The sequence below is a fragment of the Ralstonia sp. GX3-BWBA genome, assembly GCF_003290055.1.
Classification (GTDB): domain Bacteria; phylum Pseudomonadota; class Gammaproteobacteria; order Burkholderiales; family Burkholderiaceae; genus Ralstonia; species Ralstonia holmesii.
The window spans coordinates 238,878-265,176 of sequence record NZ_QMKS01000019.1 but is presented as its reverse complement, the minus strand read 5'-3'; the positions used below and the strand labels follow the sequence as shown (position 1 = coordinate 265,176).

The window sequence follows — 26,299 nt, the reverse complement described above, 5'->3', positions numbered from 1 at the left end:
ATTCCCGCGCTATCGCTATGAGTCTGGAGCACCCGCATGAAGTCGATCGGCAGCCGCATCACCCTTTGGTATGCCATTACCGTCACGGCAACACTCGCGTGCCTCTTCATCGCCGGCCACTTCCTGCTCGACCGCTACCTCATCAAGCAGCTCGATGAGCTCAACGAGGCCCAGTTCAAGCATCTCAAAGCCACGCTCGGCCGGGACTACGCCAAGCTGACGCCGCCGGAAATCGACGACCGCATCCGCCAAGCCACGGAATCGGCGTCGTCGCTGTTCTACATCGACATGCATGGCCCGATGACGAACCGGTTTTTCAAGTCGAGCAACCTGCATGGGCAGTCCATTCCCGACATCGCGGGGGAACGCGCGTATTCGATCGGCATCGACACCATCGGCGAGGTGCGGGTGAGCGAGTTCCAGCTCGCTCCGTTCGATGTCATCGTGGCGACACCACTGGCACCGGTCAAAGACTTGATGGCCGGCTATCGGCAGGTTTTCTTCGGCTTGCTGGGCACGGCGCTTGTGATCAGCGTGGCGGTAGGCTACGGCTTGAGCCGCTTGATCCTCCATCCAGTTCGCGTCATCCAGGCCACCGCCAACCGCATCCGCTCCGACGATCTCAGTCAACGCATTCCCGTGGGCGACGTGAAAGACGAGATCGCACAGTTGTCGGCATTCCTGAACCAAATGTTCGATCGCCTCGAAATGTCGTTTTCCGAGATCAGGCGCTTCGCGGCGGAGGCGTCGCACGAGCTGAAGACGCCCATGTCCCTAGTGGCGCTTCACGCCGAGCGGCTGCTGGTCAGCGATGGTTTGACACCCCAGCAGATGGATTCGGTGGCCGTCATCCTGGAAGAGCTCGGCCGTGTAAACCGGATCATTGATGAGCTTTTGTTCCTCTCTCGCGCAGACGCCGGTGCGGTGCTCGTTGAGCTTCGGGCGCAGGCTCCCGCTGCACTGCTGAGCGCATTCGGCCAGGACGCGTCCGCCTTGGCCGAACATAGCGGTAAGGTCTTCGCTTGGTCGCACCGCGGCGAAGGCGAGGTCAACATCGACGGACCGCGCATCCGGCAGGTTCTGCTCAACTTGCTGACCAACGCCCTGAGAGTGAGCCCTCCGGGTGGTGTGATCTACGTCGACTCGACACTGGCTTCTGGGACCTGGCGCGTCAGTATGGTCGACGAGGGCCCCGGCCTCACTCCCGAGGAGTGCGAGCGCATTTTTGAACGGTTCGTGCGCCTGCCCTCACCTGGGCAAGATCAGCGCGGCAGCGGCCTCGGCCTAGCCATCTGCCGCAGTATTGTGGCAATGCACAAGGGAAAGATCTGGGCAACCAGCCTCGATGTCGGCCGCGGTCTGCGTGTCGTGATCGAAATTCCCGCAGCGCCCGCCGCATAGCTGCCGGGGCGATCGGCGCCCGCGTCCTGCCTCATTCGTAGCGCAAAGCTTTGCGCATCGACTTGCAACTGCGCACTTGGGGAAATCACCACCCCGCAATCCCTGCGACCTGAACGCTCTTTCAGGAAGAGTTCACGTTCGAGCAAGGCTCGGTCACTACTGTGTAGCCACGGTCGGCATAGCCCGGCCAGCACATGACCCCTGCAACTTTCGGACCTAGAACTTCATGAAAACTCGAGACAAATTCCTGCTGTCTGCCGCCATCGCAAGCATGTTTGCAGCGGCTCCCGCCGCCCAGGCCGCCGACAAGATCACCCTGATGGTCGGCGGCTACGAAAAGATCATCTACCTGCCCGCGAAGCTGGCCGAAGGCCTGGGCTATTTCAAGGACGAAGGCCTGAACGTCGAGTTGCTCAACGAAGGTGCTGGCGTCGATGCCGAAAACGAGATGCTGGCTGGTGCTGTGCAGGGCGTAGTTGGCTTCTACGACCACTGCGTCGACCTGCAAGCCAAAGGCAAGTACATCGAGTCGGTCGTGCAGATGGCCCATGCACCTGGCGAGGTCGAGTTGGTGTCGAGCAAGCAGCCACAGGTTAAGAGCATGGCCGACCTCAAGGGCAAGACGATGGGCGTGACGGGTCTGGGTTCGTCCACCAACTTCCTGACCCAGTACATGATGGTCAAGGCTGGCGTGCCGCTCGGCCAATTCACATCGTTGCCGGTGGGCGCTGGCACAACGTTCATCATGGCCATGCAACAAGACAAGATCCAGGCCGGCATGACGACTGAACCGACCGTCACTCGCCTGCTCAAGACTGGCGAGGCACGCGTCCTGGTCGACCTGCGCACGGCCGAGAAGACAAAGGAAGCACTGGGTGGGACCTATCCGGCCGCCTCGCTGTACATGCCGACGGACTGGGTCGAGAAGAACAAGCCCACCGTGCAGAAGCTCGCCAACGCCTTCGTGAAGACGCTGCGCTACATCAACACGCACAGCGCGGCCGAGATTGCCGAGAAGATGCCCAAGGACTTCTACGTGGGTGACAAGGCGGGTTACATCAAGGCCCTGGAAGGCGGCAAGGCCATGTTCACCACGGACGGCGTCATGCCCAAGGGCGGCCCGGAAACGGTGCTGTCGGTGTTGGGCTCGTTCTCGCCGAACCTGAAGGGCAAGAAGATTGACCTCTCGAAGACCTACACGACCGAGTTTGTCGCGAAGGTGAAGTGATCATGGGTGCAGCAATGGCAACGACCACCTCCAATCCAGCCATCGAGCTGATCAACGTCAGCCGTCGCTTCCTGACGCCCGACGGCAAGTCGATGACGGCCATCCGGGATTTCACGATGACCGTCGAGCGCGGCGAGTTCGTTGCCGTTGTCGGCCCGACCGGCTGCGGCAAGTCCACCACGCTGAACCTCATCACCGGCCTGGCCAAACCCTCCGCCGGTGAGGTGCGCCTGTTTGGCGGCCCGATCGACGGCATTGACAGCCGCATCGGGTTCGCCTTCCAGACCGATGCGCTGTTCCCTTGGCGCAGTGTGATCGACAACGTCGTCGCCGGCCCGCTGTTTCGCGGCGTACCAAAGGAGGAAGCGTATGCCAGCGCCCGCCAATGGCTGGCGCGTGTGAACCTGACCGGGCACGAGACCAAGTTCCCGCACCAGCTCTCGGGCGGCATGCGCAAGCGCGTCTCGCTGGCGCAGACCTTCATCAATGGCCCGCAGATCCTACTGATGGACGAGCCCTTCTCGGCGCTCGACGTGCAGACCCGCGTGCTCATGCACGACGAGCTGCTGCGCCTGTGGTCGCAATCGAAGGCGTCGGTGGTGTTTGTCACGCATGACCTGGAGGAAGCCATCACCCTGGCAGACAAGGTGTATGTGCTGACGTCCGGTCCGGCCACCGTCAAGTCGGTCTACCCGATCGACATTCCGCGCCCGCGCATCGCCAGTGAAATCCGCTACGACGAGCACTTCATCGATATCTCACGCACCATCTGGAATGACCTGCGTGAAGAAGTACAACGTGGTGCCTCGCAGGAAGAAGCGCGCGTTGCAAAGGAGGCAGCATGAACAGCAATGCCACGCTCAAGTCCCCGATCGGCGTGTCGGTCCCGTCCGAGGCGCAGATCGAGGCCGCGGCCGCGCGCAGCGCCAAGCGCCGCAAGCAGACGGTCTACTTCTGGCGGTACTTCATTCTCATCGTCTTCCTGGGCGGCTGGGAAGTGCTGGTCCGCATGAAGCTGATCGACGAGTTCTTCTTCTCCAAGCCGTCGGAAATCGTCTCGCGCCTCTACACGTGGCTGACCGAAGGCACCTCCGACGGCCCGCTGTGGTACCACCTCTGGGTGACCATGGAAGAGTCGATGCTCGGCTTCATCACTGGCGCGGTGGCCGGCATCATCGCGGGCATCGCGCTGGGGCGCAACCGCATGCTGTCTGATGTGTTCTCGGTCTACATCAAGGTGATCAACTCGGTGCCGCGCGTGGTGCTGGCCCCGATCTTCATCATGATCTTCGGCCTGGGTCTGACCTCCAAGGTGGCGCTGTCGTTCGTGATGGTGTTCTTCGTGGTGTTTGCCAACGCGTTCCAAGGCGTGCGTGAAGCCGACCGCAACCTGCTGGCCAACGCCCAGATCCTGGGGGCCCGCGGCTGGCAGCTGACGCGCTCGGTGGTCATTCCGTCGGCCATGAGCTGGATCTTCGCCTCGCTGCACGTCAGCTTTGGCTTTGCCATCGTCGGCGCCATCGTCGGTGAGTTCGTGGGCGCACGTTACGGCATCGGCCTGCTGATCAATATCGCGAAAGGCTCGTTCGACGCAGCCGGGATGTACGCGGCGATCGTCATCATCATGGTCGTGGCGTTGGCGGCGGAATACCTGATGACGATGGTGGAAACGCGCTTGGCCAAGTGGCGCCCGGCGCCGCTGCAGGACACGCACTGAGTCCAGTGGGGTTCTCTGAAGACCAGTGAACTCCGCCTCCCCGTTTTCGGTCAGCGTCCAACCAACAGACCTCATCATGAAGATCGACAAAACAAGAACCCGAGTTCTGGCCGCAAGGGTCCCGAAATGCGCCGTTGCCGCCCTGGCGCTCGTTGGCGCATCGGCAGCGCTTGCGCAGCTGCCGGCGTCGTTTCCGGTGAAAAGCTACGCACAGGAACTCGTCGACCGCACCGTCGCACAGCACCCCGATCTCCGGGCCGTGGTGATGCACGTGACCCCGCCCAATGCGGCCGACAACGTCGTCATTGCCTCCAATATCGGTCGTATCGGCAAACCTGCCGATGCCGACGACCTTGATGTGATTGCCACCGGAAAGCCACACGTAGCAATGGATCAGGGCAACAAGCGCATCGAAATCGAACTGCCGTTGCACGATGTCGGCGGCCAGACCGTTGGCAGTCTCGGCCTAGTTTGGCGGTATCCGGTCGGTGGCAACCATGCTGAATTCGAGCGCATTGCCGGCGTCATCCGCGACGCCCTCTCGCGACGCATCCTCAGTCTCGCCAACCTGATGGACCCCTACCCCTTCACACCGCTGGTGACCACCAAGTCCCGCGCGCAGACCCTGGTTGAAGAAGCACTTCAACGCCACCCTGAAGTGACGGTGCTGGCGTTGCGCGCGCGGGTCCAACCCAAGGGCGACCTGGTCCTGCTGGGCTCCACCTTCGGCCGTCATGGCAAGAAGGCGGATGCGGACGACATGAAGGTGCTGGACGCCACCGCACCCATCACCGGCGTGTATTCGAACGGCAAGCGCTTTGGCGTCGACCTGCCGATCCGGAATCGCATCGGCGTCGCGATCGGCACGCTGAACGTCGGCTACGCCTACGGTAGCGGCCAGGATGCAAAAGCCCTGGCGGCCCACGCGGTAGCACTGCGCGACGAATTGCAGACCCGCGTTGCTGCAACGCCGGCGCTTGAGGAGATCGATCCATGATGCTGAAGTTTAGAGGCGCGCTGGGCCCGATGCTGGTGGCAACCCTGCTGACCGGCACTGCCTGTGCAACCGCCGCTGTCTCTGCACAGCAGACCGGCACCGAGACGGTGTCCAGCATCGGCAGCAGCGAGATGGGCCCGTTGATGAACGCGTGGCTGCAGGCATTGCACCAGCAGCAGCCCAGCATCACACGCGGCACGCGTTGGCAGCATGTCAGCGATGCCGCCGCAATCGGCGCGCTGATGTTTGAACTCGCAGACGTCGCGCCAATGACGCGCCCGCCCCTGCCAGCCGAACTCGCACCCTATGCCCACCAGTTCGCCGGTGACATGATGAAGGCCCCAGTGCTCGTACGCGTGGCGTTGCGCGACGGCAAACCCGTTTTCCTGGCATTCAACAAGCGACCGGATTCGCCGTTGCCACCTGCCGTCCTGGAGTTCGTCAGCTTTGCGCTAAGTCCGGAGGGACAGCAGATCGCGGCGCGCCAGCCAGGATTTGCACCGCTGCCCGCCGACGACATCGCGCAGGAGCGGCCCAAGCTGGACGGCTACCGCGCCACGCTCGACCCTGCACTGCCCCGCTACGTTGCAGGCCCACCGATCAAGGGCGAGATCCGCAGCATCGGCAGTGACGGCATGAAATCGCTGATGGAACGCTGGATGCACGATTTTCACGCGCTGCAGCCTGGCGTTCGCAAGGGTGACCGCTGGGAGCACCTCGGCACGCTGAACGGCTTCCACGCCCTGATGGCCGGCGAAACCGATCTGGCCCCCATGGGCCGCGAGCTCTGGCCTGATGAGAAGGCATCGTTCACGCAACTGAATACCGGTCGCGAGCCGTTCGAGATCCGTGTCGCACGCGGCGGGTTCGATACCCAGCAGCGCACCACAGCGCAGGCGGTCTTCGTGAATGCAAGCAATCCGATTCAACGCCTCACGATGCAGCAGCTGGCCGCGATCTTCGGCCACGCACCCACCATCACGCGCTGGGGCCAACTTGGGCTGACAGGCGAATGGGCCGATCGGCCGATCAAGCTCGACGTACCCCCCCTCATCACGCCGAACGCCATGTCGATGCAGATCATGACGCTTAAGGGCGGCGCCTGGAGCAATAGCGTGCACGAGGCGTCCGTGGCCGAAACCGCAAAAGCCATCGCAGCCGACACGGCGGCCATGGGCTTTGGCGGCTTCGAGGATGGTGGCCCTGGCCTCAAGACTGTGCCGGTGGCGCGCGATGCAGGCAGCCAGGCCGTTTCCGGAACGCACGAAACCGCATCGAGTGGTCGCTACCCGCTCACGCGGTACATGTATATCCGCCTACGGCGTAACCCAGGCGAGCCGCTACCTGCAGCCACCAAAGAGTTTTTGCGCTACGTGCTCAGCCGGCAGGGGCAAGAGCCGATTCTGTATTCCGGGTACTACCCCCTGACAGCACAAGAAGTGAAGGAAGAACTTGCCAAGCTGCGGTGAGTTGGAAAGCAAACACAAACACTTATAGAACGACAACATGTGAGGAGACCACGACCATGAGGAAATCCATCAAGTTTGCGACTACGGTGGTGGCCGCTGCGGCCACGCTGGCGGCGCTCGTACCGGCCCACGCCCAGGCACAACAGGGCACGACCCCCATGCTGACGTGGGTCACGCCGACCACCCCAACAAACAAGCCGCAGACTGAAGCACAGGCTAAGGCGGGTGTGGAACACGGGCGCGATCTACCGGCGCCCGAAATCCTGCAGCCGACGCTGGACGCGCAACTCCCGTCCTATCAGCCGCGCCGCGACATCAAGATCAGCGGCACCTTCAAGGGCGCGGCGTCCGACGTGATGGTGGTCCTGGCACAGAAGTGGATGGAGAAGTTCAAGAGCTACTACCCCGACGTCAACATCTCGATCTCGCCGCCATATGCGGGCAGCCTGGGAGCCATTGAGCTGATCAAGGGTGACTTGGACTTCGTTTTTGTCTCGCGCGAGCTCAAGCCGGATGACATCAACAAGTTCAAGGCGAAGTTCAACTATGACCCACTGAGCGTGCCGATCTCGGGCGGCTCGTACCGCCACTTTGGTGCGCTTGATACCGTCGCGTTCTTCGTCAACAAGGACAACCCGATCGAGCAAATCACCTTCAAGCAGCTCGATCAGATGTACTCGTCCACGCATGCCCGTGGGGGTTCTGCCATCACCAAATGGGGCGATCTGGGCCTGACTGGCGAATGGGCCGACAAGCCGATCAACCTGTATGGCATCCACCCCTGGAATGGTTTCGAAGAGTTCGTGCGCCAGCGGGTGCTGAGCGCAGAGGGCAAGCGCGGCGAATGGCGCGACGGCATCAAGTTCGAGAAAGTCGTGTTCCCGATGGCTAAGGACGTTGCAGCCGACCGGTACGCCATCGGCTATTCGGGCATGGCCTACATGGATGCCCCCGTCAAGCTCGTGCCGTTGGTCGAGAAGGCGGGCGACACGCCGCAGGCCCCGACTTACGAGAACGTCGCACGAGCCACGTATCCGCTGAGCCGACTGACCTATTTCAATACCAACAAGGTGCCGGGCAAGGCATTGCCCCCCGCGCTGGAGGAGTTCTTGAAGTTCGTGCTCAGCCGCGAGGGGCAACAGGTGGTGCTCGACCATGCGCGCTACGTACCGCTGCGCGCATCGCAGGTGACCGCGGCGCGCGCTTTGGTGGAGGGTCGCGTCAACTGATGCAGCAACACATCTGCTGAAGCAGGCCGATGCCGCATGCCAGCGAGAAAGGGCAAGGAGAAACGCGGCGGCATCGGTCAGGCAGTACGGGCAGTACTCAAGCGCACCAGGCCGACATGACAGGCCGGGCAAAATAAAGGTGGAGACAATATGAAGCTGGCCAAGACAACCCTGGCCCTCGCCATCCTGTTGGCGATCCCGCAAATGCGGGCGCTAGCCGCGGACGCACAAGCGTCCAGCGCGCAGGACAGCCGGGTCGATCGCAAGGACGGTGCGCAATCCTATGCGCAGTATCTCGTCGACAGTTACGCACGCCTGCATCCGGAGCTGATCGGTATCGATCTGCACGCGACCGTGCCCGATGCATCGCGGAGCACCATCGTGGCATCGAAGACGCCCGCACTCGTGGGCACGGCGTCCAGCCCCGAAGATGTGGTGGTGTTCCGCACCGGGCGGGCGATGGTCGAGGTCAACCGCAAGGGTGACCAGAACGTCGAGGTCACGCTGCCGCTGTTCGACATTGCCCGGCGGCCCATTGGCATTGCGGAGCTGACATTCCCTTATGCGCCCGGTACCGATGAAGACGCCCTCCTGCGTCAGGCTGCGCAATACCGCAATGACCTCAGCCGCCGCATTCTCGACCCGGAGAGTCTGACAGCCCCGATGCAGCTCGACGAACGCATCCCCACCGAGTCCTACGCGCAGTTCTTGATTGACGACGCGCTTGAAAAGTATCCCGGGGTGGAGGTTCTGGCGCTGCACGCACGGACATCGAAGGACCCGGGCTACCCCATCATCGCTTCCAATATTGGCCGATATGGCAAGCCGGCGGAGCCCGGTGATCTTGCCGTCATTGAAAGCGGCACCCCACACGGCGCTGTCGATGCACGTGGCGCCCGCTATGAATGGAAGGTACCAGTCAAGGACGCGGTGGGAACCACAATCGGCATACTGGCTGTCGTGTTTCCGTATTCCTCCCGCACCGATCCGGAGGCGTTGCGCAAGCAGGCCGAGCGCATCGCCAACGATTTGCGCGAGCGCATTTCAATCGCGTCCGGGCTGGATGCCCCCTACGCTGCCGCGGGCGTGGCGCCGCGTAACGACGCCATCAAGGAATACAACAAGCCCGAGCTAGCCAACGAGCAAAGCCTGCCGATGACCAAGGAGGTATCGTCCGGCCACGCGCTGAGCCAGACGCAGGAAGGGTACTCAGAGGCGATCAAGAACGTGGCCGGTGTAGTGTCGACCAACTCGTCTGGCAGCGCCAACGATGCGTTCGCCATTCGCGGCATCAAGCTCAACTTGTTCTCGAACTACCGGCTCGACGGCGGCCTGCCGGTGACCGGCGTCATCACCAACCCGACCGAGAACAAGGAGCGCGTCGAAACGCTCAAGGGCGCCAACGCGCTCATGTTCGGGATCGCCAGCCCCGCCGGCATCATCAACTTCGTCACCAAGCGCGCGGGCGAGCAAGATGTCACCACGTTCGGCCTGGCGGGCAATGCGTTCGGACAATACGGAGGCAGCGTCGACATCGGTCGACGCTATGGCCCGCAGAAGCAGCTTGGCGTGCGCCTGAACGCGTCGGCCACGCACTACGAGAACGGCGTCCACGACCTGGGTGGCGACGGCGAGTTCGTCAGCCTCGGCTTGGACCTGAAGGCCACATCCCGGCTCACGTTCCAGAGCGACTTCGAGTATTACCGCCGCCAAGTGCCCGAGCAAGCCGGCATCTCGCTCAAGCCGGCCGTCAACGGCGTCGTGCCGATCACGCCGGTACCGGACCCGCGCAACCTGCTCTCGGGGCGGTGGGACTTGTACACCCCCGAAACCTTCAACTGGCAGGGCCGCGCCGACTACCAGATCAGCGACGACTGGAAAGTCTTCACCCAGCTCGGCTATTCGGGCTCGCACCGCCACCGCACCACCGTTCGCATCTCGGGCTACGACCTGAACACCGGTGCCAACGGCTTGGTTAACGTGCAGCCAGTCACCAACGAATATCGCAACACTTTCATCCGCACCGAGGTGCTTGGCCATTTCGCCACCGGGCCTATCACGCATGACCTCACCCTGGGCGTCTCTCGCACGTCACGCTATTCGCTGGCGGCCGACGTGCAGAACATGACACTGCCGCAGCGCCAGAACATCTTTGACCCGATCGTCTTGCCCCCCCCGGTCTACACCAAGCCCGGAGTGACCAGCCCCTCGCAGACAAGTACCGACGAAGCCGTGTACGCCTACGATACGATCGCGCTCACCAAGCGGCTAAAGCTGCTGGTGGGCGCTCGCCAGGTGCTCGACACGGAAGAATCCGGCTCCATCACCTCGCAGAACCATGTGTTTTCGCCGGCGTATGGCGTGCTGTTTGACGTCCTGCCCACCACCACGCTGTTCGCCAGCTACATGCAAGGTCTCGAAGCCGGTGGCACAGCGCCCGCGAATGCAGCAAACGCGAACGTGATCCTGGCGCCGGCCATCTCGAAGCAGAAGGAATTCGGCATCCGGGATTCGTTCTTCAAGGGGCTGTCGGTCAGCGCATCGTATTTCGAAATCACGCGCGGCAACGCCGTTACCGACCCGGTCACCAACATCTTCGGCTACAACGGTGACCTGTCGTACAAAGGTGTCGAGGCGACAGCAACCTACGAGATCAATCGCGCCTGGCGGCTCCATGCCGCCGTACTGCGGCTGAAAGCTCGACAGGAAGCCCCCAACCAGCCCCTGATCAACGGCATGACACCAGAGAACACGCCGGACTGGACCGGCAACCTCGGCGTGTCGTACAGCCCTGCTGCCGTGCCCTGGCTAACGTTGCGTGGTGGCGTTGCGCTGATCTCCAAACGGCCCGTCAACGCACAGGACCAAGGCTATATCCCTGGCTATAGCCTGTACAACATCGGCGCCAGCTATACCACGCGCATTCAGGGCCGCCGCACCACATTCCAACTCGCGATCGACAACCTCGCCAACAAGCGCTACTGGAATTCCGTGACGACCGGCACGTACGGCATCGGCATGGACCGCACCATCAAGTTCAACGTCAAGTTCGACCTGTAATCAGCCGGCCGTGGCAGACGTACGTGCATTTCACGTTTGCCAAGCCCGATCCTGAACGAATCTTCAGGTCACATTCATCCTGCATTCGGGTGGGTCTCTTAAGGTAAAGATGATCACGCCCAACCGAGCGCTGACACCCTCACTTAGGAGACATCCATGACAAGGACAGCCACCCTGGCCGTCAGTATCGCAGTGGCCATCTGTGCACTGAGCGCGGTACCGGCACATGCACTGAAGTACGCCGCACCGGAGCATTCGCTCAAGGCCGACCCGTCGATTCCGAAGTGGAATCCGGGCCCGGTCGAAAGCCACCCCGAGGAGGAACTGGCAATCGTCGGCGCCGACATCATGGACGAGATGGTGATGGAGTGGACCAAGATCTATCGCAAGCAGTACCCGCGCCTGTCGCTCACGATGGATCTGCGCGCTTCCGGCGCAGGGGCGCCGGGCCTGGTCTCGGGCAAGGGCCAGCTGGCGCCTGTCGGCCGTGAGATGTTCCCCGCCGAGCGCAAGGCCTTCGTCGACAAGTTCGGCTATGAGCCGCTCGAGATCAAAGTCGCTACTGGCAGCGTCGGCTCGCTGGGCAAGACCGCAGCCAGCATCATCCTCGTCGACAAAGACAACCCGATCGACTGCCTGAGCCTGCCTCAACTCGATGCCATCTACTCGAAGACGCGCAAGCTCGGCTACAAGGAGGTCAACACCTGGGGCGACCTCGGTGCAACAGGTGAATGGGCTTCCCGCCCGATCCACTTGTATGGCTTGAAGCCGGTCAACGGGATCGAGCAGTACTTCAAGGAAGTCGCCATGAAGGGTGGCGAATACAAAGACAACATCCAGTTCGTCAAAGGCAAAGGCTTCACGCACGCCTTTACCGTGGCAGCGGAAGACATGGCCACGCACCCGGGCGGCCTGACCTACGCGCTGATGGCGAACGTCACGCCCAACGTGAAGGTCCTGAAGCTCTCTTCCACACAAGGCGGCACCTGCTATGCGCCGACGGTGGAGAGCGTCTATGCGCACAAGTATCCGTTTAGCCGCTACGTCTACATCTACGTCAACAAGGCCCCTGGCAAGCCGCTTGAGCCCAAGGTCAAGGAGTTCCTCAAGCTGGTGCTGAGCCAAGAAGGCCAGCAGGCGGTGGCCAACGAACGTGTCTTCATTCCGCTGCAGCCAGAAGTGGTGAAGGAAGAGCTTAAGAAGCTCGATTAAGAAGACGCAACCGTAGTCGCTCCGGCGCAGCCGTTTGTCACGACGGAAGCGCCGCGAGCCGGCGTACAGGATGGAAGACAAACCCCATGTATGCAATCTCCATCCAACGGATCGCTCACCACGTTGGATTCACCATCGCGCTGGGCACAATCTCCGCAGCATCCTTAGCCTTGGCCGCCGGCATCGATAAACGCATCGAAACGCAGCAGGCGACAAGCAGTGCACCGTCACACTTTCAACCTGCACTGCTACAAGCGCCCGTCGGCGCCCCCTATCAGAATGCCGACGGTGCCATCCGGATCATCGGATACAACGACATGCAGGGCATGCTCGTCAGGATCAATGCGCTCTTCCAGCGCTTTCATCCGGAGTTTAGATTCGAGCTGATTCTCAAAGGCACTCGCACCGCGCCGGCTGCACTGGCACGCGGCACCTCCCTTCTTGCGCCCATGGGCGCCGAGTTCTCCGAGACAGAGCTGGCGGACTATGTGCAACACACCGGATCGGCACCGGCCATGTTCAGGGTTGCACACGACTCGTTGGATCCCGCTGCGCTGTCTGCGCCGTTGGCAATCTTCGTCGGCGCACGGAATCCGCTGTCCCACCTCACCATGGAGCAACTGGCCCGTATGTTCGCAGCGTCGCCGAATCGTATAGCGACGTGGGGCCAGCTCGGGCTGAAAGGCGAATGGGCTTCGCGACCCATCCATCTGTGCGGGCTCGCGCCTTCGACAGCGCTAGGGCGGCTCATGCAGCGCCGGCTGGGCGACCGGCCATTCGCCAACGAGTTCGCCGCGTTCCCGCAGTCTCGAGATGCCGTAGCGTGCGTTGCCGCAGACCCGCTGGCGATTGGATTCGCTGCCATCAACCGGGGCATTGCCGCGGTCAGGGTAGTACCGCTCTCGGAGCACAAGGGTGATGCACCCTCAAGCGGCACGCGAGAAGACATCCTCGCCAACCGCTACCCCTTGGACCGCTATCTACTAATCTACCTACGCACTGACGCGCGACAGAAGGCCGATCCTGTCGCCCGCGAGTATCTACGTTTGATGCTGTCATACGAAGGGCAGCAGGCGATCGAACATGAAGGGCTCGGATACCTGCCGTTGAATGCCCGCGAGTGTGCCGAAGAACTGCAGCGGCTGTCGGTGCAAGACTGAATCAATTCATCGGCGCCGTAGCCGATACTACAGCCGTGTATCAGAGGAGCTGGTACCCGACACCGCGCACAGTCTTGAAGAGCGGCTTGCCCGGCACCTCCAGCTTGGCGCGCAGTCGGCTCATGTAGACGTCAAGCAGATTCGTATCCACATCGTAGTGTGCTGACCAGATCTTCTCCGAGATCAACGTGCGCGGCAGGATGCGCCCCTGGTTCTGCATGAACACTTCGAGCAGCGCATACTCCCGGCTCGTCAGGTCGACCGCCTTGCCGTTGAGTGTGACGGTATGACTGAGCAGATCCAGGCAGATGCCACCATGTTCAAGCACCACTTGTTTCACGGCGGAATGGCGACGGACCAACGAACGTACGCGCGCCAGCAACTCTTCAAGGCTGAACGGCTTTGCGAGGTAATCGTCAGCGCCGATGTCCAGACCCTTCACGCGATCTTGTACGCCATCACGTGCGCTCAAAATCAACACCGGCTCCTGGAAGCCACCCTTGCGCCAGGTGCGAAGCAGATCGAGACCATCGCCATCTGGCAACCCCAGATCGAGAATCACCACGTCGTAAGAGGACTCCACGATGGCATCGGTCGCAGCGGCGCACGTGCGGGCCAACGTGACGGTGTACGAGCACTCCGTCAGTCCTTGCTGGAGGAATCGGCCCAAGCGATCTTGATCCTCAACAATCAATGCCTTCATACAACACCCCTGACACAAGACCATCCTAGCGATTCACACGCCGCACAAGCGTACGCAATGCCACTCTTCAGGATGATGATTGCTTGGCGGGCAATTGCAATCCGGTCTGGTACTTAGAGAACGATTTGCACGCGGTTTTTTTAAGGGTTGTGCATGCATAAAGCACGGAACCTGCCTATGAAAGTGCTAAGTCTGGCAGCGCAAGCTTGCCAACTGGAATCAATCACACCATCACCCATCTGAACTTGCGGAGACCAGAACGATGCCCCTCAGCAGACCCCTCAATCAAACAAATGCCGCCCTGGCCAAGGTACCCGAGGTCACGCTTGGGTTTTGGATCATCAAGATCGCAGCAACGACCCTTGGAGAAACCGGTGGCGATGCCGTCTCGATGTCCATGAACTTGGGCTACCTGCTCAGCACGGGCATCTTTGCGGTGATCTTCCTGGCGTTGGTTATCGCGCAGATCAAGGCCAAGGCGTTCCACCCTTTCATCTACTGGACCACCATCATCGCCACCACCACGGTCGGCACCACGCTAGCCGATTTTGCGGACCGGTCGCTCGGCATCGGATACGCCGGCGGTTCGACCCTACTGCTGGTTCTGCTGCTGGGTTCACTCATGCTCTGGCATCGCACCCTAGGCTCCATCTCGGTCAGCACCGTCAGCACGCCGAAGGCAGAGGCGTTCTACTGGGTGACGATCATGTTCTCGCAGACGTTGGGAACAGCGCTGGGCGACTGGACCGCCGACTCCGCAGGCCTGGGGTACACGGGCGCCGCCATCGTATTCGGGGCACTGCTGGCATTGATCGTGGTGGCCTACTACCGGACGAGCGTATCGCGTACCTTGCTGTTCTGGGCCGCGTTTATCCTGACCCGCCCGTTGGGCGCCGTGGTGGGTGACTTCCTCGATAAACCGCTGAGCTCCGGCGGCCTTGCACTCAGCCGCTACTCGGCTTCGGCTGCGCTCGTCGGATTCATCCTTGTCGCGGTTTTGCTGCTTCGACAGAGGGCTGCCAGCACAGCGCATTAAAGAATGCGTCATCGTACGGAGAACCGATGCGAGTACTGCTGGTGGAAGACGACCTTATGATCGGCGAAGCGGTTCAGGAAGCATTGAAAGACGCTTCATACGCCGTCGATTGGGTCAAAGACGGGCACACTGCGCTCACAACGCTGAGCTATCAACACTACGACCTAGTGTTGCTTGATCTCGGCCTGCCGGGCAAGGACGGGCTGCAGGTGCTCGCGGCCATTCGTAGCGGCGGCAACCCCATTCCTTTGCTCGTCGTCACGGCCCGCGACGGCCTTGACGATCGACTGCGCGGTCTGGACGGTGGAGCGGATGACTATGTGCTGAAACCGTTCGAGATGGCGGAACTCCTTGCCAGAATGCGAGCCGTGCAGCGCCGCAAGAGCGGCAATGCGAGCCCCGTCCTCAGCAATGGCACATTGTCGCTCGACCCCAGCACGCGAGAAGCCGTGGCCAGCGGAGACTCTCCGGTACAGCTTTCCAATCGCGAGTTTGCACTCTTGCAAGCGTTGCTCTTACGGCCGGGAGCTATTCTCTCCCGTAGCGAACTAGAGGATCGCATTTACGGCTGGGGAGAAGAAGTCGAAAGCAATGCAATCGAGTTTCTCATCCACACGCTACGGCGCAAGCTGGGGAGAGAAGTCATTAAGAACGTGAGGGGGGTGGGATGGATGGTCTCCAAAGGCAGCTGAACGAATCGGTTCAGCTCAAACTCTCCTTTGCGCTCGCTCTCGCAATCCTCGTCGTCGCGCTCATTGCAGGGGGCTTCTCGTTTTGGTCCGCGCTGGACGAGGCGCACGAACTCCAAGACGATATGCTGCGTCAAGTTGCTGCTCTGATGGATCACCAACGGCTCTCGCCGGACTTCCTTAGCAACGAAAAGATTGCCGCGGGCGTCGATGAGGAGTCACGCGTCATCGTCCAACGACTGGGCGACGGCAATCAGGCATCGATCGCCGTGGATGAAGGCGGCGCCCTCCCGTTGGCCACATCCCTGCCGGAAGGCCTTCAAACGCTGAACGCTGGCGGAGAAATGTTTCGCGTTTTGGTGAAAACCACGTCCCGCAGCGAGCGAATCGCAGTGGCGCAGGAAATCGGCTTCCGAAATGAAATCGCACGGGGCAGTGCATTTCGCACCGTGACGCCCTTCCTTGTCCTGGTACCTCTCCTGCTGCTGGTTGTCGCTAACCTAGTGCGCCAGATGTTCCGACCTATTGCGGGGCTATCGAGCGAGATTGACCGGCGCGGCGAACGGGATCTCCACCCCGTAGACGAAGAACATCTGCCGACAGAAGTGCGTCCGTTTGTGGTCGCAATCAACCGCATGCTCGCCCGGGTGTCGCAGTCGATGGAGGCACAACGGCGGTTCGTCGCGGACGCCGCGCACGAACTGCGATCACCATTGACGGCCTTGTCACTACAAGCCGAGCGACTTGCGGAAGCGGAGATGTCTGCTATCGCATGCGAACGGTTGCGGACTTTGCGCCAAGGCATCGAGCGAAGCCGGAATTTGCTGGGGCAGTTGCTGAGCATGGCCAAAGCGCAATCGTCCGTGGAGCCTTTAAACACTCCCGTCTCCGTTCAATCCATCTATCGCCGAGTTCTGGAAGACCTCATGCCGCTTGCCGAAGCCAAGCAGATCGATATTGGTGTCGAAAGCGTCCAGGATGCTCAGGTTTGGGCGAGCGAGGTGGACATGATCGCGATGGTCAGAAATCTGGTGGACAACGCCATCCGATTTACTCCGCCGGGTGGGCAAGTCAACCTCTCGGTCAATCTAGAGGATCGGCGTGTCGCACTCTGTGTAGAGGACACGGGGCCAGGCATTCCGTTGAGCGAGCGCGAACTGGTCTTCTCGCCTTTCTATCGCACGTTGGGCAGCAACCAGATTGGCTCCGGTCTGGGACTCGCCATCGTCAAAGCGGTAACGGATCGCATTGGTGCAGAGGTCCAGCTGTCGTTCTCTGACCAAGTGAACCAGTCTGGTTTGAAGATTCTTGTCTTCATTCCGACCAAGGATTTCAACCGCACGACATCCGATGCTGCTTCGATCAGATGAATGGAATTTCGAGAATCCATTTGATCGACCATCGGTCAGTCGCTCGGGTCAAGCCTCGGCCGACGCCGACGTTGAAGACAAACGGTTTGCGATCCACGTCGAATGCCAGAAAGACAGTGTGCTGCTGCTCATGCAACGGGGCAACGTGATTGACGCGGCCCAGCCCCGCGTAGTACTCCAACCCGGCACGCACGCCGGTCGCCACCGTACGGGCAATCTTGAGCGCTGGCGCCACCTCAGGTAAGCCGCTGCGATCCGGTCCGCTCAGATTCCAATCTAGTACCGGGTTGACCGCCCATAGCCACTGCTCGTTCTGATACCCATAGATCGGACGCAGTTCCACCGCCTGCTGAGATTGCTCGAATCGGGAGGCCACATGGGCCAGCTCCACATTGAGCCCAGCAAACCGGCCAACGCCGTTTTCCAGGCGCACGGGCATCCATTTCACGCGCAGCTTGGGGCCGGTGACGTAGTACGTGTTGTCCCGCGTGAGCGCGGTCGGGAGATACACCCCGAGTTCGAGCGACGGCGTCAATCCATAGGAGAACTCTGCGGTGGCGCGCCAACCGTGCGGGGTTGTGACCTCGCCAGGGTAAGCAGGCTCACCAATGCCGCTGGGGGTGGTATTCAAATGCATCTCCAGGCCAATTTCGCTCGGCGCATTGATATCGCCGGTATACACCTGGATCTCGTCGGGAAGCACGGCGTACGCCGGCACAGCGGCCAACCCCAGCGCAACAGAAAACCCAACAGTACACACAACGCGTGACAGCGGCATTGACCACGCTCTCGCTTTCTTTGCAGGGTGCATCAATCGTCAACGCAATGCTTTCAACGCTTCGTCGACGAACACGTTGGTATAGGTCCGATCGATCTTCACCGACCCGTAGCCCGGATTGGCGGCCGCCAGGATTCGCCACTCCTTCTCGGCACCGTCTTCCGGCATGCGCCCATCGTTGGCAAACATCGGAATCTCCTGCTTCAACACGTTCAGATAGGCCACCCTATCCTTGCCACTGATCTCCGACGGAATGACTGCCAAGATCTGTTCCGGCGTATGAGTGTTGATGTAGCGCAGCGTACGAACAAACGCGTCAGCCAGATGCCGAGCGATTTCCGGGTGCGCCTGCACACGCGCGCTCGACATGTAGACCGTACTCGAAGGGAACAGCGCACCAAAACTCCGACGCGTGCCGTCAACCGTCGTCAGGTCCGCGAATACAGTCGCCACACCTTTCGACTCATAGACGTCGCCGTCAGGGGTCGGTGCGACAACGAACTCTGCCCTTCCATCTCGCAGCGCCTCAATATTCTTTTCTTTCCCGTCCGTTCCGAGCCGTGTGTAGTCACCAACGCCGTGTCCGCCCGCCAGTATCAAGGCATTCGCCAGCGTGCTCTTCGACGAACCTGCCCCGCCTGCGATGAAGCGTGCGCCCCTGAGGTCGGCCAGGGTCCGATACTTGTCTTTCGCCTGATTCGCCACCAGCACTTTCGCGCCCGGTGTGACTCCCAGAGTGACAACCGCCTCTGTCTCGATGCCGCGCGACTGATTGACCACGTTGTGGTGGTAGTAGGCCATCACAGCGTCGACACGACCGTCCTTCAGCATCTCGGCGGTCGATACGTCGTCACGGATGTTCATGACAGTCACGGTGGTCTTCCCGTCGTTCAGATACCCGAGCCGCTCTGCCAGAACCACAGGAAAATTGCGGATGGCCTTGATCTCGTCAACAAGCAGAACAATCCGCTGCGACGCCGCCGGCGCGCCGGACTCAGCGGCAATGGTTTCGGCTCCCACGTGGGCAGCCGCTAGGCCCGTAAGCAGACCAGTGGACACCAGGGCAAAGGCGAGCGCTTTCATTTGATGCTCCGTATGGGTCAGGTCAGTTGCCTATTGATGCGTCCCGATGCGATCAGCCACCACCACTTGCTGCTCGGTGCGTACGCTCTTCTTGCTGTCGCTGATGGCTTTCCATTCCGCGTTGCTCTTCAGGCGCTCTCGGACCTTGGTGACAACAGCCTCACGCGCACTCAACGCCGTTTCGTCCTTGTACTGCAGCACGACCATCGCGTTCCATGGTCGACCGGCCGGAAATCGACTCGTGTAGAGCGAGTATCCCCTCAGCACACCCTCTTCCATCCAGCCCTGGAACTGTGGAATGACATAGCCGTCTGCATATTTCTCGTATTCATCGGGAGAAACCAGGGTCTTGTATGGAATGACCACGTACACAGCATGGGGCAACTTCGTGTCCAGTGCCCGCATTCGCTTTGTGTCGACGACCGTCGTCTGGATCGAGGTCGTCAATGCCACTGCCTTCTCGGAAAGGGCTGCGGGATGCGTGCGTTCAACCTCGCGCCAGCGATACAGGTCATCCGGCGTCGCAAACGTAAGCAGCACCATGGCATCCCAGTTTTCCGAATCGGCGTAGCGGTTGAATAGCACGTTGTACTGACTGATCCGCCGTTCGCGCCTCAATCGTTCCAACTCGTGTGCTGTCGACTGCTCCATCTCGTGACGCAATGCGGATCGATTCGCGGGCGTCGCCTGGTACGTAATGACCAGCGAAACCGGCCCGGTGTCGGGCGGCTCGGCAGCGCTGGTAATACCTGCATAAAGTGATGTCGTTAGCGCGACAGCCATGGCGAACAGGCGGCCAAATGTTCGGAGCGTATGGGAGGGCATAGGCGTCTCGTCAAGATTGCGTCAGGGGAGGATTCAAACGGCGCACCGATCCGGAGTCAGCCGTTCAATTAAATGTCCAAAATCAGGAGGTCGCTCTTCGCACGAGAGCAGCACGGCGTGAAATGTTCGTTGCGCTCTCGCTGCACATCCGTCAACACGCAATCGCGATGTTCAACGTCACCGGCAAGCACGCGTGTCACGCAGGTACCGCAGATGCCGCTCTCGCACGATGTCGGAATCTTGACGCCGTGTTCGGCCAGGAGCGCGGTCACTGTCCTGTCTTGCGGAATCCGGTAGATCTCGCCGGTGCTCGCTAGCTGGACGTTGAATGCGCGGGCTTCCGCCAGTTGGTCCGTGTCCGACGCAAAGCGCTCGCAGTGCAGTCGCTGCTCAGGCCACCCGCGTCGACGCGCTGCAGACAGCACTGCATGGATGAATCCGCTTGGGCCGCACACATAGAGGTGCGTTCCCGCCGGTTGACTATCGAGCACGCATTCGATGTCGATACGCTGATCCACAGGTCCGTCGCTGAAATAGCATGTCACGCGCTGAGCGAAAGATGCCTGCGAAAGGCGCTGAAGGAACGCGGCACGCGATCGTGAACGCGCGCAGTAGTGCATTTCAAAGTCGGCACCACGTTGCGCGAGGCGTTCCGCCATGCTGAGAATCGGCGTAATGCCGATACCGCCCGCGAACAGCAATGATCGGGGCGCCGATTCATTGAGCGCAAAGCGGTTGACCGGCATTCCGATCTCGAGCAGGTCGCCCTCCTTTATGCGATCGTGCATGGCCATCGACCCACCGCGCGATGGGTCAGTGCGCAGCACAGCGATCAGGTAACGGTGCCTCTCCCACGGGTTGTTGCACAGAGAATACTGGCGCACCAAACTTTCATTGAGGTGCACGTCGATGTGCGCACCGGCTGAGAAGCGCGGCAGGTTCCTGCCCGTCGGGTGATTCAGTTCGAACGCGCACACCCCTTCAGTCTCGGTCGTCTTCCTCGCTACGCGCACCAGCAGACGCCCCTGGTTGGATGCCGACCGTCTCAGCCGGCGCAGATAATTGTGGGTGCCCGTGTAGGCCAGTATCGGAACACACAGCGCACCAAACATCAGTAGGAGTTTCCCGAGCACGCCACCGACCAGACCGGTGTGCCATGACAACATCCAGAAATAGAGCTTGTGCCCAAGACTGCTCTGCGCGTATGGGGTAAACCGCAGCACTTTCCCTGTGTACGCGTCCAAGAACAGCATCGTGCGCGCATTCGGATGGGGAGCATCTCGAGCGATCAGGTACATGTCCACCGGAGCGCTAGCCTTCTGCGGAATATGCAGCAGGGCGTCCTGCGGTTGTGGCGAGAGCCTCTGTGCGGTACGCCAGAAGCTTTCGAGCGGCAAGCGCGTAGCGCCGCTCGTGGTCACAGTCGATCTCGGAGGTTTTGCGGGTGCAGGCGACCCAACGATCGCATACACACCGTGTGCGTACCAATCGAACGCCTGTGGCAGACCGCTCAGCACCATTGACAGCAGAATCGTACTTGCACACACACCCGCAACCCGATGCAGGTGAAACGAAGACACGGTGCGCCCAGCGCCGGACCGAAGCGTGAATGCATGCCGCCAGCCGCTGCGCGTGCGCGGCCACCAGAGTACGAGGCCGCCGCCAATGAGTAACAAGCAGAACAGGAGCGCGCTCGTGCCAGTAATAAGGCTGCCATTCTTCATGAATCGAAAGCGATGAATCTGCTCGATGGTGCCAAGCAGGCCACCATAGCGCGCGCGATCGCCCAATACCGCACCGGTACACGGATTCAGGTAGACAAAATGTTGGTCGGTGAAGCGAACCATCGCGGAAGGCATGCGAGGTGCTTCGGGCCTACCGGCAATCAGCCTGATGTAGTCGAGCGTTGCGGATGGGCGTGATGTTCCCGCATTGGCCACCAGCGTGTCCAGCGGCACGCGGTCCGTGCAGGTCGGCACCGTCAGCAGATCGCGACTCAGCATGGGCTCTAGCTCGGGGCGGTACACAATCGACACGCCCGTCACCGCGATCAGAAGGATCACGAACCCGATTGTTAAACCGGAGTAGCGATGCACTTGCAGAAGCAGAGAGCGGAAAGAGGGTTTCATGCGGCGGCTCAACAACGACCTGTCATGCCGCTATTGTTTGAAGGCAAACCTGAACGGAAGCTGAATCCTGGCTGAAAGGCAGGGTAAGTCCTTGGGCGTCCGCACGTGTCTCGTGCTGCGCAAGCCCTAGGTTTGCAGATTCCGTAGCATCTTATCGCCACGTAGAGCGAGTCCTTGCCTCGGCGGCAACCCGATACGACGGGCTTGGCCAAATCGCTAAACCGATGGACCTAATGCGCTTCCAGACAGAAGCGACGTCCGGCGGAACGCATCGAGCCGTAAATCTAAACCTTGCTAGAGATCACTTTCGTGGTGCAGAAAGATCGCTCGGCCTAAGCGGAGCGATGGCCAGGGCATCAAAGCTCCCCGCCCCCGGGGCGGGGCACTTCTGACCGATGGCACTGCCAAACCGACCACGCTCGCTGGCGCGCCAGTCATAGGCTCCTTGCTCGAGTTTGCCTCTGCCATCGACCGGCATGTGAAAACCCAGCTGTCCGGCGACATCTTTACCCGCGACGACCTCCACTGGAAGCCCCCGACCTTGCTACTGTGTCCGCATTGGCGGCCATGTCAGACGGTTCACCAGAGCGAAGGGATTAGCACGTCTCAACCGTGACCCTCGCCCCACCCCAGAAGACGCGACAGCGCTGACGGCGCCGCACCGACGATAGATTCTGGCGCGGATTCAGTGGCGGCATCTAAGCTCCTAGCAACAGTCCGGGAAAAATGCGAGGCCTTCACTTCGATCGAACAACGGTTACATAGAGGCGGTGACCGTACATTAAGAAACAGGACCGGTGATAAGTAGAGAATGACCCCATGACGGCCGAGGCCATCAACGCCGCGACTCTGGCCCGCATGAAGGCCTTGATCGAGCGGGCGTTAGGCGGTGATATGAATTGACGTGACCGGTTGCAGGATGGTGCTGTCACATCTGCATTTCTTTTCTCCAAAACAAAAAGCCCCCGAACTGGCGTTGAACGCAAGTTCGGGGGCTGCATAGCCGTCCATGTGTAGCACGGCAATGTTGCCGTGGGTTGCCAAAATGCCTGACAACCTATAGCGGAAATCTAAGATTTGCTCGTCAAGTCGTCAAAAACATTCCTTTCGCTTAGGGGTAAAACCCTACAAGCCGGTCATCGGCCCCACACTGCCACATCAATGGTGGTCATGACCGGATTCTCGTGCTACAGATCGGCGACATCCATGTTCTCGCTCGACCTATTGGGAAGCGAGCACGGCTTCCCCACCGGCGGATGCCCCGCCCACCTTTTGCGAAAGCGGCTGTTGCAATGCTTGCGCCAATTCCTCTGCCAAGGCGGTGCAGGTCGGACTGAGCAGTTCGGCGTCCAAAGAGGCGATGCCAGAGCGGAAACGAATGACCGGTTGGAACGGCCGCATCGTAAACGACTCGGTATCGCAACAGTTGGCGAGCAGCCGGTTGACGATCGTCACCCCAATCCCGCGCGAGGCCATCGAGCATGCCACGCCGATCGAATGCACCTCCGCCACGATCTGGGGCGTGATATGGGCGCGCCGGAACACCATATCCACCTCGTGACGTAGCTGGCTACGGCCCCACAGCAGCACCAGCGGCACGCCGTCGAGATCGCGCGTGCTGACCGACTCCAAGGTGGCCAACGGATGATTCTTCGCCATGACGCAGACGGACTCGCCCTCGAATTCGTGGCGCACCCGGAAGCCGGGCAATCCCATCGGCAAGCGCACTAGAGCCAGGTCGACCTCGCGGCTCAGCAGTGCGCGCTCCGACTGATCGTACGTGCCCGAGAACACCTCCAGCACCGCATCATCGTGCTTGGCGTAGAACCGTTCGATCACCGTGGGCAGCAGATGCTGTGCGATCGTATTCGGCACCATGATGCGCACCAGCTTGCGCCGCATACCCCCAAGCCGCAATTGCCGCGCATGGCGCTCCAGGCATTTAGCCGCCTGGACGATCGTCTCCGCCTCCTGCACCAGCGCGGTGCCTTCGCGCGTTGGCGTCAAGCGCCCTTGCTCGCGCACGAAAAGATTCAGCCCCAGATGCGCCTCCAACTGAGCCAGCAGGCGGCTGACTGCCGATTGAGAGATGCCCAAGCGCTGCGCCGCTGCGGTGGTTGTACTCAGGGTGGCAATGGCTACAAAAGCTTCCAGTTGCTTCAGGTTCATGGCAATCCTCGCATAACGCTATCTCAGATCTGCATAAGGTTGCAGGTTGCTTTTATCAGCCCAATGATTACGCACGTCCGGCAGTCGGGGCATCAGAGGCGCCCGTCGGTGCGGGTCGACATTCTCATCAGTTGAGGTCAGAGAGGCAATGATCGCATTCATCATACGGCGGCTCGTGCAGAGCATTGGCGTGCTGCTGTTCACATCGGTGCTGGTGTTCTTTGGGGTGTTTGCCATCGGAGATCCGATTCAGATCCTCGTGCCGGCAGACGCCAGCCCCGCCGAAATTGCCCAGGCAACCCACTCGCTCGGGCTCGACCTGCCGATGTGGCAGCAGTACGTCCACTTCATCGGCCACGCGCTGCATGGCGATCTTGGGCACTCGTTCGTATTCAACCAGCCGTCGATCCAATTGATTCTCGAACGGCTGCCCGCCACGCTGGAACTAGCGCTCATCGCCCTCGTACTATCGCTGCTGGTTGGCGTGCCGCTCGGCCTGCTGGCCGGGCTCAAAGCGAACTCAGCGCTGGACCGCACCGTAATGACCGGATCCATCCTTGGCTTCAGCCTGCCAAATTTCTGGCAAGGCACGATGCTGGTGCTGATCTTCTCCGTCACGCTAGGCTGGCTGCCCTCAGCGGGCCGCGGAGAACTCGGCACGGTACTTGGCATCCACACCAGCCTGGCGACATGGGACGGCGTCACCCACCTGCTTCTGCCCGCGCTAAATCTCTCGCTGTTCAAGATGTCGCTAGTGACGCGGCTGACCCGCGCCGGCGTGCGCGAAACGCTGCCGCTCGACTACGTGAAGTTCGCCCGCGCCAAGGGGCTGCGAGAGCGCCGCGTGATCTTCGTGCATGTGCTCAAGAACATCATGATCCCGATCGTGACCGTGGTCGGCATGGAGTTCGGCTCGTTGATCGCCTTCGCCACGGTGACCGAGTCGATCTTTGCCTGGCCAGGCGTCGGCAAGCTGATCATCGACAGCATCATGAAACTCGACCGGCCGGTCGTGGTTGCATACCTGCTGATCGTCGTCACGATGTTTACCGTGCTCAACCTCCTGGTCGACATCATCTATTCGGTGCTGGATCCGCGCGTTCGCCTGGAGGCCGCATGAAAGCCACCTTCCCGTTTGTCCGATCGGCCACGCCATCCTGGTGGCCCGAGGGCAACAGTACGTCGGGCATCGTGCTGCGCAGCATGTTCGGGCGGCCAATGGTCGCCGTGGCGACGCTCATCTGCCTCGCGCTCGTTGCCGTCGCGGTCTTCGCTCCCTGGCTTGCGCAACAGAATCCCTATGACCTGGCGGCGCTGAACATCGTCGACGGCCGGCTAGCCCCCGGCATGCGCGGCGCCACCGGCCATCTGTACCTGCTCGGCAGCGACGCCCTGGGACGCGACATGCTCGCCGCCATGATGTACGGCATGCGCACAAGCCTGGGCGTTGGCCTGACAAGCGGGCTGTTCGCGATGGCGCTGGGCACGACGCTGGGGCTGATCGCCGCATACTTCGGCGGCCATATCGACTCGCTCATCATGCGCGCAGTCGACGTCACGCTGGGCTTTCCCACCATTCTCGTCGCGCTGATGATGCTCGCCATTCTCGGACAGGGCGTCGACAAGGTTGTCCTGGCGCTCGTGGTCGTGCAATGGGCCTACTTCGCGCGGACGGTGCGTGCCGTGGCCAGCGTCGAACGCCGCAAGGAATACATGGAGGCCGCGCTGTGCCTGGGCTTCAGCCACCGGCGCGCACTCTTCAGCCAACTGCTGCCGAACTGCCTGCCGCCGGTCATCGTCATCGGGCTGGTGCAGGTCGCGGCGGCCATCTCCGCCGAAGCGACGCTCAGCTTCCTTGGCATTGGCTTGCCGGCCACACAACCTTCGTTGGGGCTGCTGATTGCAAACGGCTATCAGCAACTCATCGCGGGTTACTACTGGATTAGCGTCTTTCCTGGGCTTCTACTGCTGTCGCTGGTGTTCAGCATGAACATCGTCGGTGACAGCGTGCGCGAAGCGCTCAACCCCCGTCTGCAGAAGTAGG

At 61.1% G+C, this 26,299-nt stretch carries 21 protein-coding genes; 15 read left to right on the top strand and 6 right to left on the bottom strand.

Annotated elements, in window-relative coordinates; genetic code table 11:
- The first annotated feature begins 36 nt into the window (after positions 1–36).
- The 10 genes from DOD19_RS18440 to DOD19_RS18395 all read left to right on the top strand — a co-directional run bounded on the left by DOD19_RS18440 (position 37) and on the right by DOD19_RS18395 (position 13,473).
- Positions 37–1,401 carry an ATP-binding protein gene (locus tag DOD19_RS18440; protein WP_112187091.1) on the top strand — a complete coding sequence of 455 codons (1,365 nt, stop codon included), beginning with the start codon at positions 37–39 and terminating at the stop codon, positions 1,399–1,401.
- 226 nt (positions 1,402–1,627) lie between these two features.
- The gene (locus DOD19_RS18435) at positions 1,628–2,629 is read left to right on the top strand and encodes an ABC transporter substrate-binding protein (RefSeq protein ID WP_112187089.1); all 1,002 of its coding nucleotides are present in this window, start codon (positions 1,628–1,630) and stop codon (positions 2,627–2,629) included.
- 14 nt (positions 2,630–2,643) lie between these two features.
- Positions 2,644–3,474: an ABC transporter ATP-binding protein gene (locus tag DOD19_RS18430; protein ID WP_112187242.1), complete on the top strand. Its 831-nt coding sequence runs from the start codon at positions 2,644–2,646 to the stop codon at positions 3,472–3,474.
- Positions 3,471–4,346, top strand: a complete 876-nt coding sequence (locus tag DOD19_RS18425) for an ABC transporter permease (protein ID WP_112187087.1) — start codon at positions 3,471–3,473, stop codon at positions 4,344–4,346. The genes DOD19_RS18430 and DOD19_RS18425 overlap by 4 nt, the downstream gene beginning before the upstream one ends.
- Before the next feature lie 76 nt (positions 4,347–4,422).
- Complete coding sequence (locus DOD19_RS18420; RefSeq protein ID WP_112187085.1) at positions 4,423–5,343, top strand: hypothetical protein; 921 nt, start codon at positions 4,423–4,425, stop codon at positions 5,341–5,343.
- Positions 5,340–6,812, top strand: coding sequence for a substrate-binding domain-containing protein (locus tag DOD19_RS18415; protein WP_239498034.1), 1,473 nt, complete (start codon positions 5,340–5,342; stop codon positions 6,810–6,812). The genes DOD19_RS18420 and DOD19_RS18415 overlap by 4 nt, the downstream gene beginning before the upstream one ends.
- A 56-nt stretch (positions 6,813–6,868) precedes the next feature.
- On the top strand, positions 6,869–8,041 hold the full coding sequence (locus DOD19_RS18410) for a substrate-binding domain-containing protein (RefSeq protein WP_112187083.1): 1,173 nt from the start codon (positions 6,869–6,871) through the stop codon (positions 8,039–8,041).
- Positions 8,042–8,191: 150 nt separating this feature from the next.
- Positions 8,192–11,101, top strand: a complete 2,910-nt coding sequence (locus DOD19_RS18405) for a TonB-dependent siderophore receptor (RefSeq protein WP_112187081.1) — start codon at positions 8,192–8,194, stop codon at positions 11,099–11,101.
- A gap of 156 nt (positions 11,102–11,257) precedes the next feature.
- Entirely contained in the window at positions 11,258–12,313 is a 1,056-nt protein-coding gene (locus DOD19_RS18400; RefSeq protein WP_112187078.1) for a substrate-binding domain-containing protein, read from the top strand.
- Between the two features lie 86 nt (positions 12,314–12,399).
- Complete coding sequence (locus tag DOD19_RS18395) at positions 12,400–13,473, top strand: substrate-binding domain-containing protein (RefSeq protein ID WP_112187076.1); 1,074 nt, start codon at positions 12,400–12,402, stop codon at positions 13,471–13,473.
- A gap of 40 nt (positions 13,474–13,513) precedes the next feature.
- On the opposite strand, the gene DOD19_RS18390 is transcribed toward DOD19_RS18395, so the two are convergent.
- Positions 13,514–14,176 (bottom strand): response regulator transcription factor, encoded by a 663-nt coding sequence (locus DOD19_RS18390; protein ID WP_112187074.1) that lies wholly within the window; start codon positions 14,174–14,176, stop codon positions 13,514–13,516.
- Positions 14,177–14,438: 262 nt separating this feature from the next.
- Between DOD19_RS18390 and DOD19_RS18385 the strand changes: the two genes are divergently transcribed.
- From DOD19_RS18385 to DOD19_RS18375, 3 genes are read left to right on the top strand one after another with little or no spacing between them, the layout of a single operon-like run.
- Positions 14,439–15,212 (top strand): hypothetical protein, encoded by a 774-nt coding sequence (locus DOD19_RS18385; RefSeq protein ID WP_112187072.1) that lies wholly within the window; start codon positions 14,439–14,441, stop codon positions 15,210–15,212.
- Between the two features lie 26 nt (positions 15,213–15,238).
- Positions 15,239–15,904, top strand: a complete 666-nt coding sequence (locus DOD19_RS18380; protein WP_112187069.1) for a response regulator transcription factor — start codon at positions 15,239–15,241, stop codon at positions 15,902–15,904.
- Positions 15,880–17,271, top strand: a complete 1,392-nt coding sequence (locus DOD19_RS18375) for a HAMP domain-containing sensor histidine kinase (protein ID WP_112187067.1) — start codon at positions 15,880–15,882, stop codon at positions 17,269–17,271. The genes DOD19_RS18380 and DOD19_RS18375 overlap by 25 nt, the downstream gene beginning before the upstream one ends.
- On the opposite strand, the gene DOD19_RS18370 is transcribed toward DOD19_RS18375, so the two are convergent.
- The 5 genes from DOD19_RS18370 to DOD19_RS18350 all read right to left on the bottom strand — a co-directional run bounded on the left by DOD19_RS18370 (position 17,264) and on the right by DOD19_RS18350 (position 24,255).
- The gene (locus tag DOD19_RS18370; protein ID WP_112187065.1) at positions 17,264–18,049 is read right to left on the bottom strand and encodes a hypothetical protein; all 786 of its coding nucleotides are present in this window, start codon (positions 18,047–18,049) and stop codon (positions 17,264–17,266) included. The two genes, DOD19_RS18375 and DOD19_RS18370, sit on opposite strands and share 8 nt — an antisense overlap.
- Before the next feature lie 39 nt (positions 18,050–18,088).
- Positions 18,089–19,132 (bottom strand): ABC transporter substrate-binding protein, encoded by a 1,044-nt coding sequence (locus tag DOD19_RS18365; protein WP_112187063.1) that lies wholly within the window; start codon positions 19,130–19,132, stop codon positions 18,089–18,091.
- 30 nt (positions 19,133–19,162) lie between these two features.
- Positions 19,163–19,957: a hypothetical protein gene (locus tag DOD19_RS18360; RefSeq protein WP_112187060.1), complete on the bottom strand. Its 795-nt coding sequence runs from the start codon at positions 19,955–19,957 to the stop codon at positions 19,163–19,165.
- A gap of 68 nt (positions 19,958–20,025) precedes the next feature.
- Positions 20,026–22,086: a PepSY domain-containing protein gene (locus tag DOD19_RS28265; RefSeq protein ID WP_112187058.1), complete on the bottom strand. Its 2,061-nt coding sequence runs from the start codon at positions 22,084–22,086 to the stop codon at positions 20,026–20,028.
- 1,221 nt (positions 22,087–23,307) lie between these two features.
- The gene (locus tag DOD19_RS18350; RefSeq protein ID WP_112187056.1) at positions 23,308–24,255 is read right to left on the bottom strand and encodes a LysR family transcriptional regulator; all 948 of its coding nucleotides are present in this window, start codon (positions 24,253–24,255) and stop codon (positions 23,308–23,310) included.
- 148 nt (positions 24,256–24,403) lie between these two features.
- Between DOD19_RS18350 and DOD19_RS18345 the strand changes: the two genes are divergently transcribed.
- Both DOD19_RS18345 and DOD19_RS18340 read left to right on the top strand, forming a co-directional pair.
- Positions 24,404–25,375, top strand: a complete 972-nt coding sequence (locus tag DOD19_RS18345; RefSeq protein ID WP_112187054.1) for an ABC transporter permease — start codon at positions 24,404–24,406, stop codon at positions 25,373–25,375.
- Positions 25,376–25,458: 83 nt separating this feature from the next.
- Complete coding sequence (locus DOD19_RS18340; protein ID WP_112187239.1) at positions 25,459–26,298, top strand: ABC transporter permease; 840 nt, start codon at positions 25,459–25,461, stop codon at positions 26,296–26,298.
- Position 26,299: the final 1 nt, after the last annotated feature.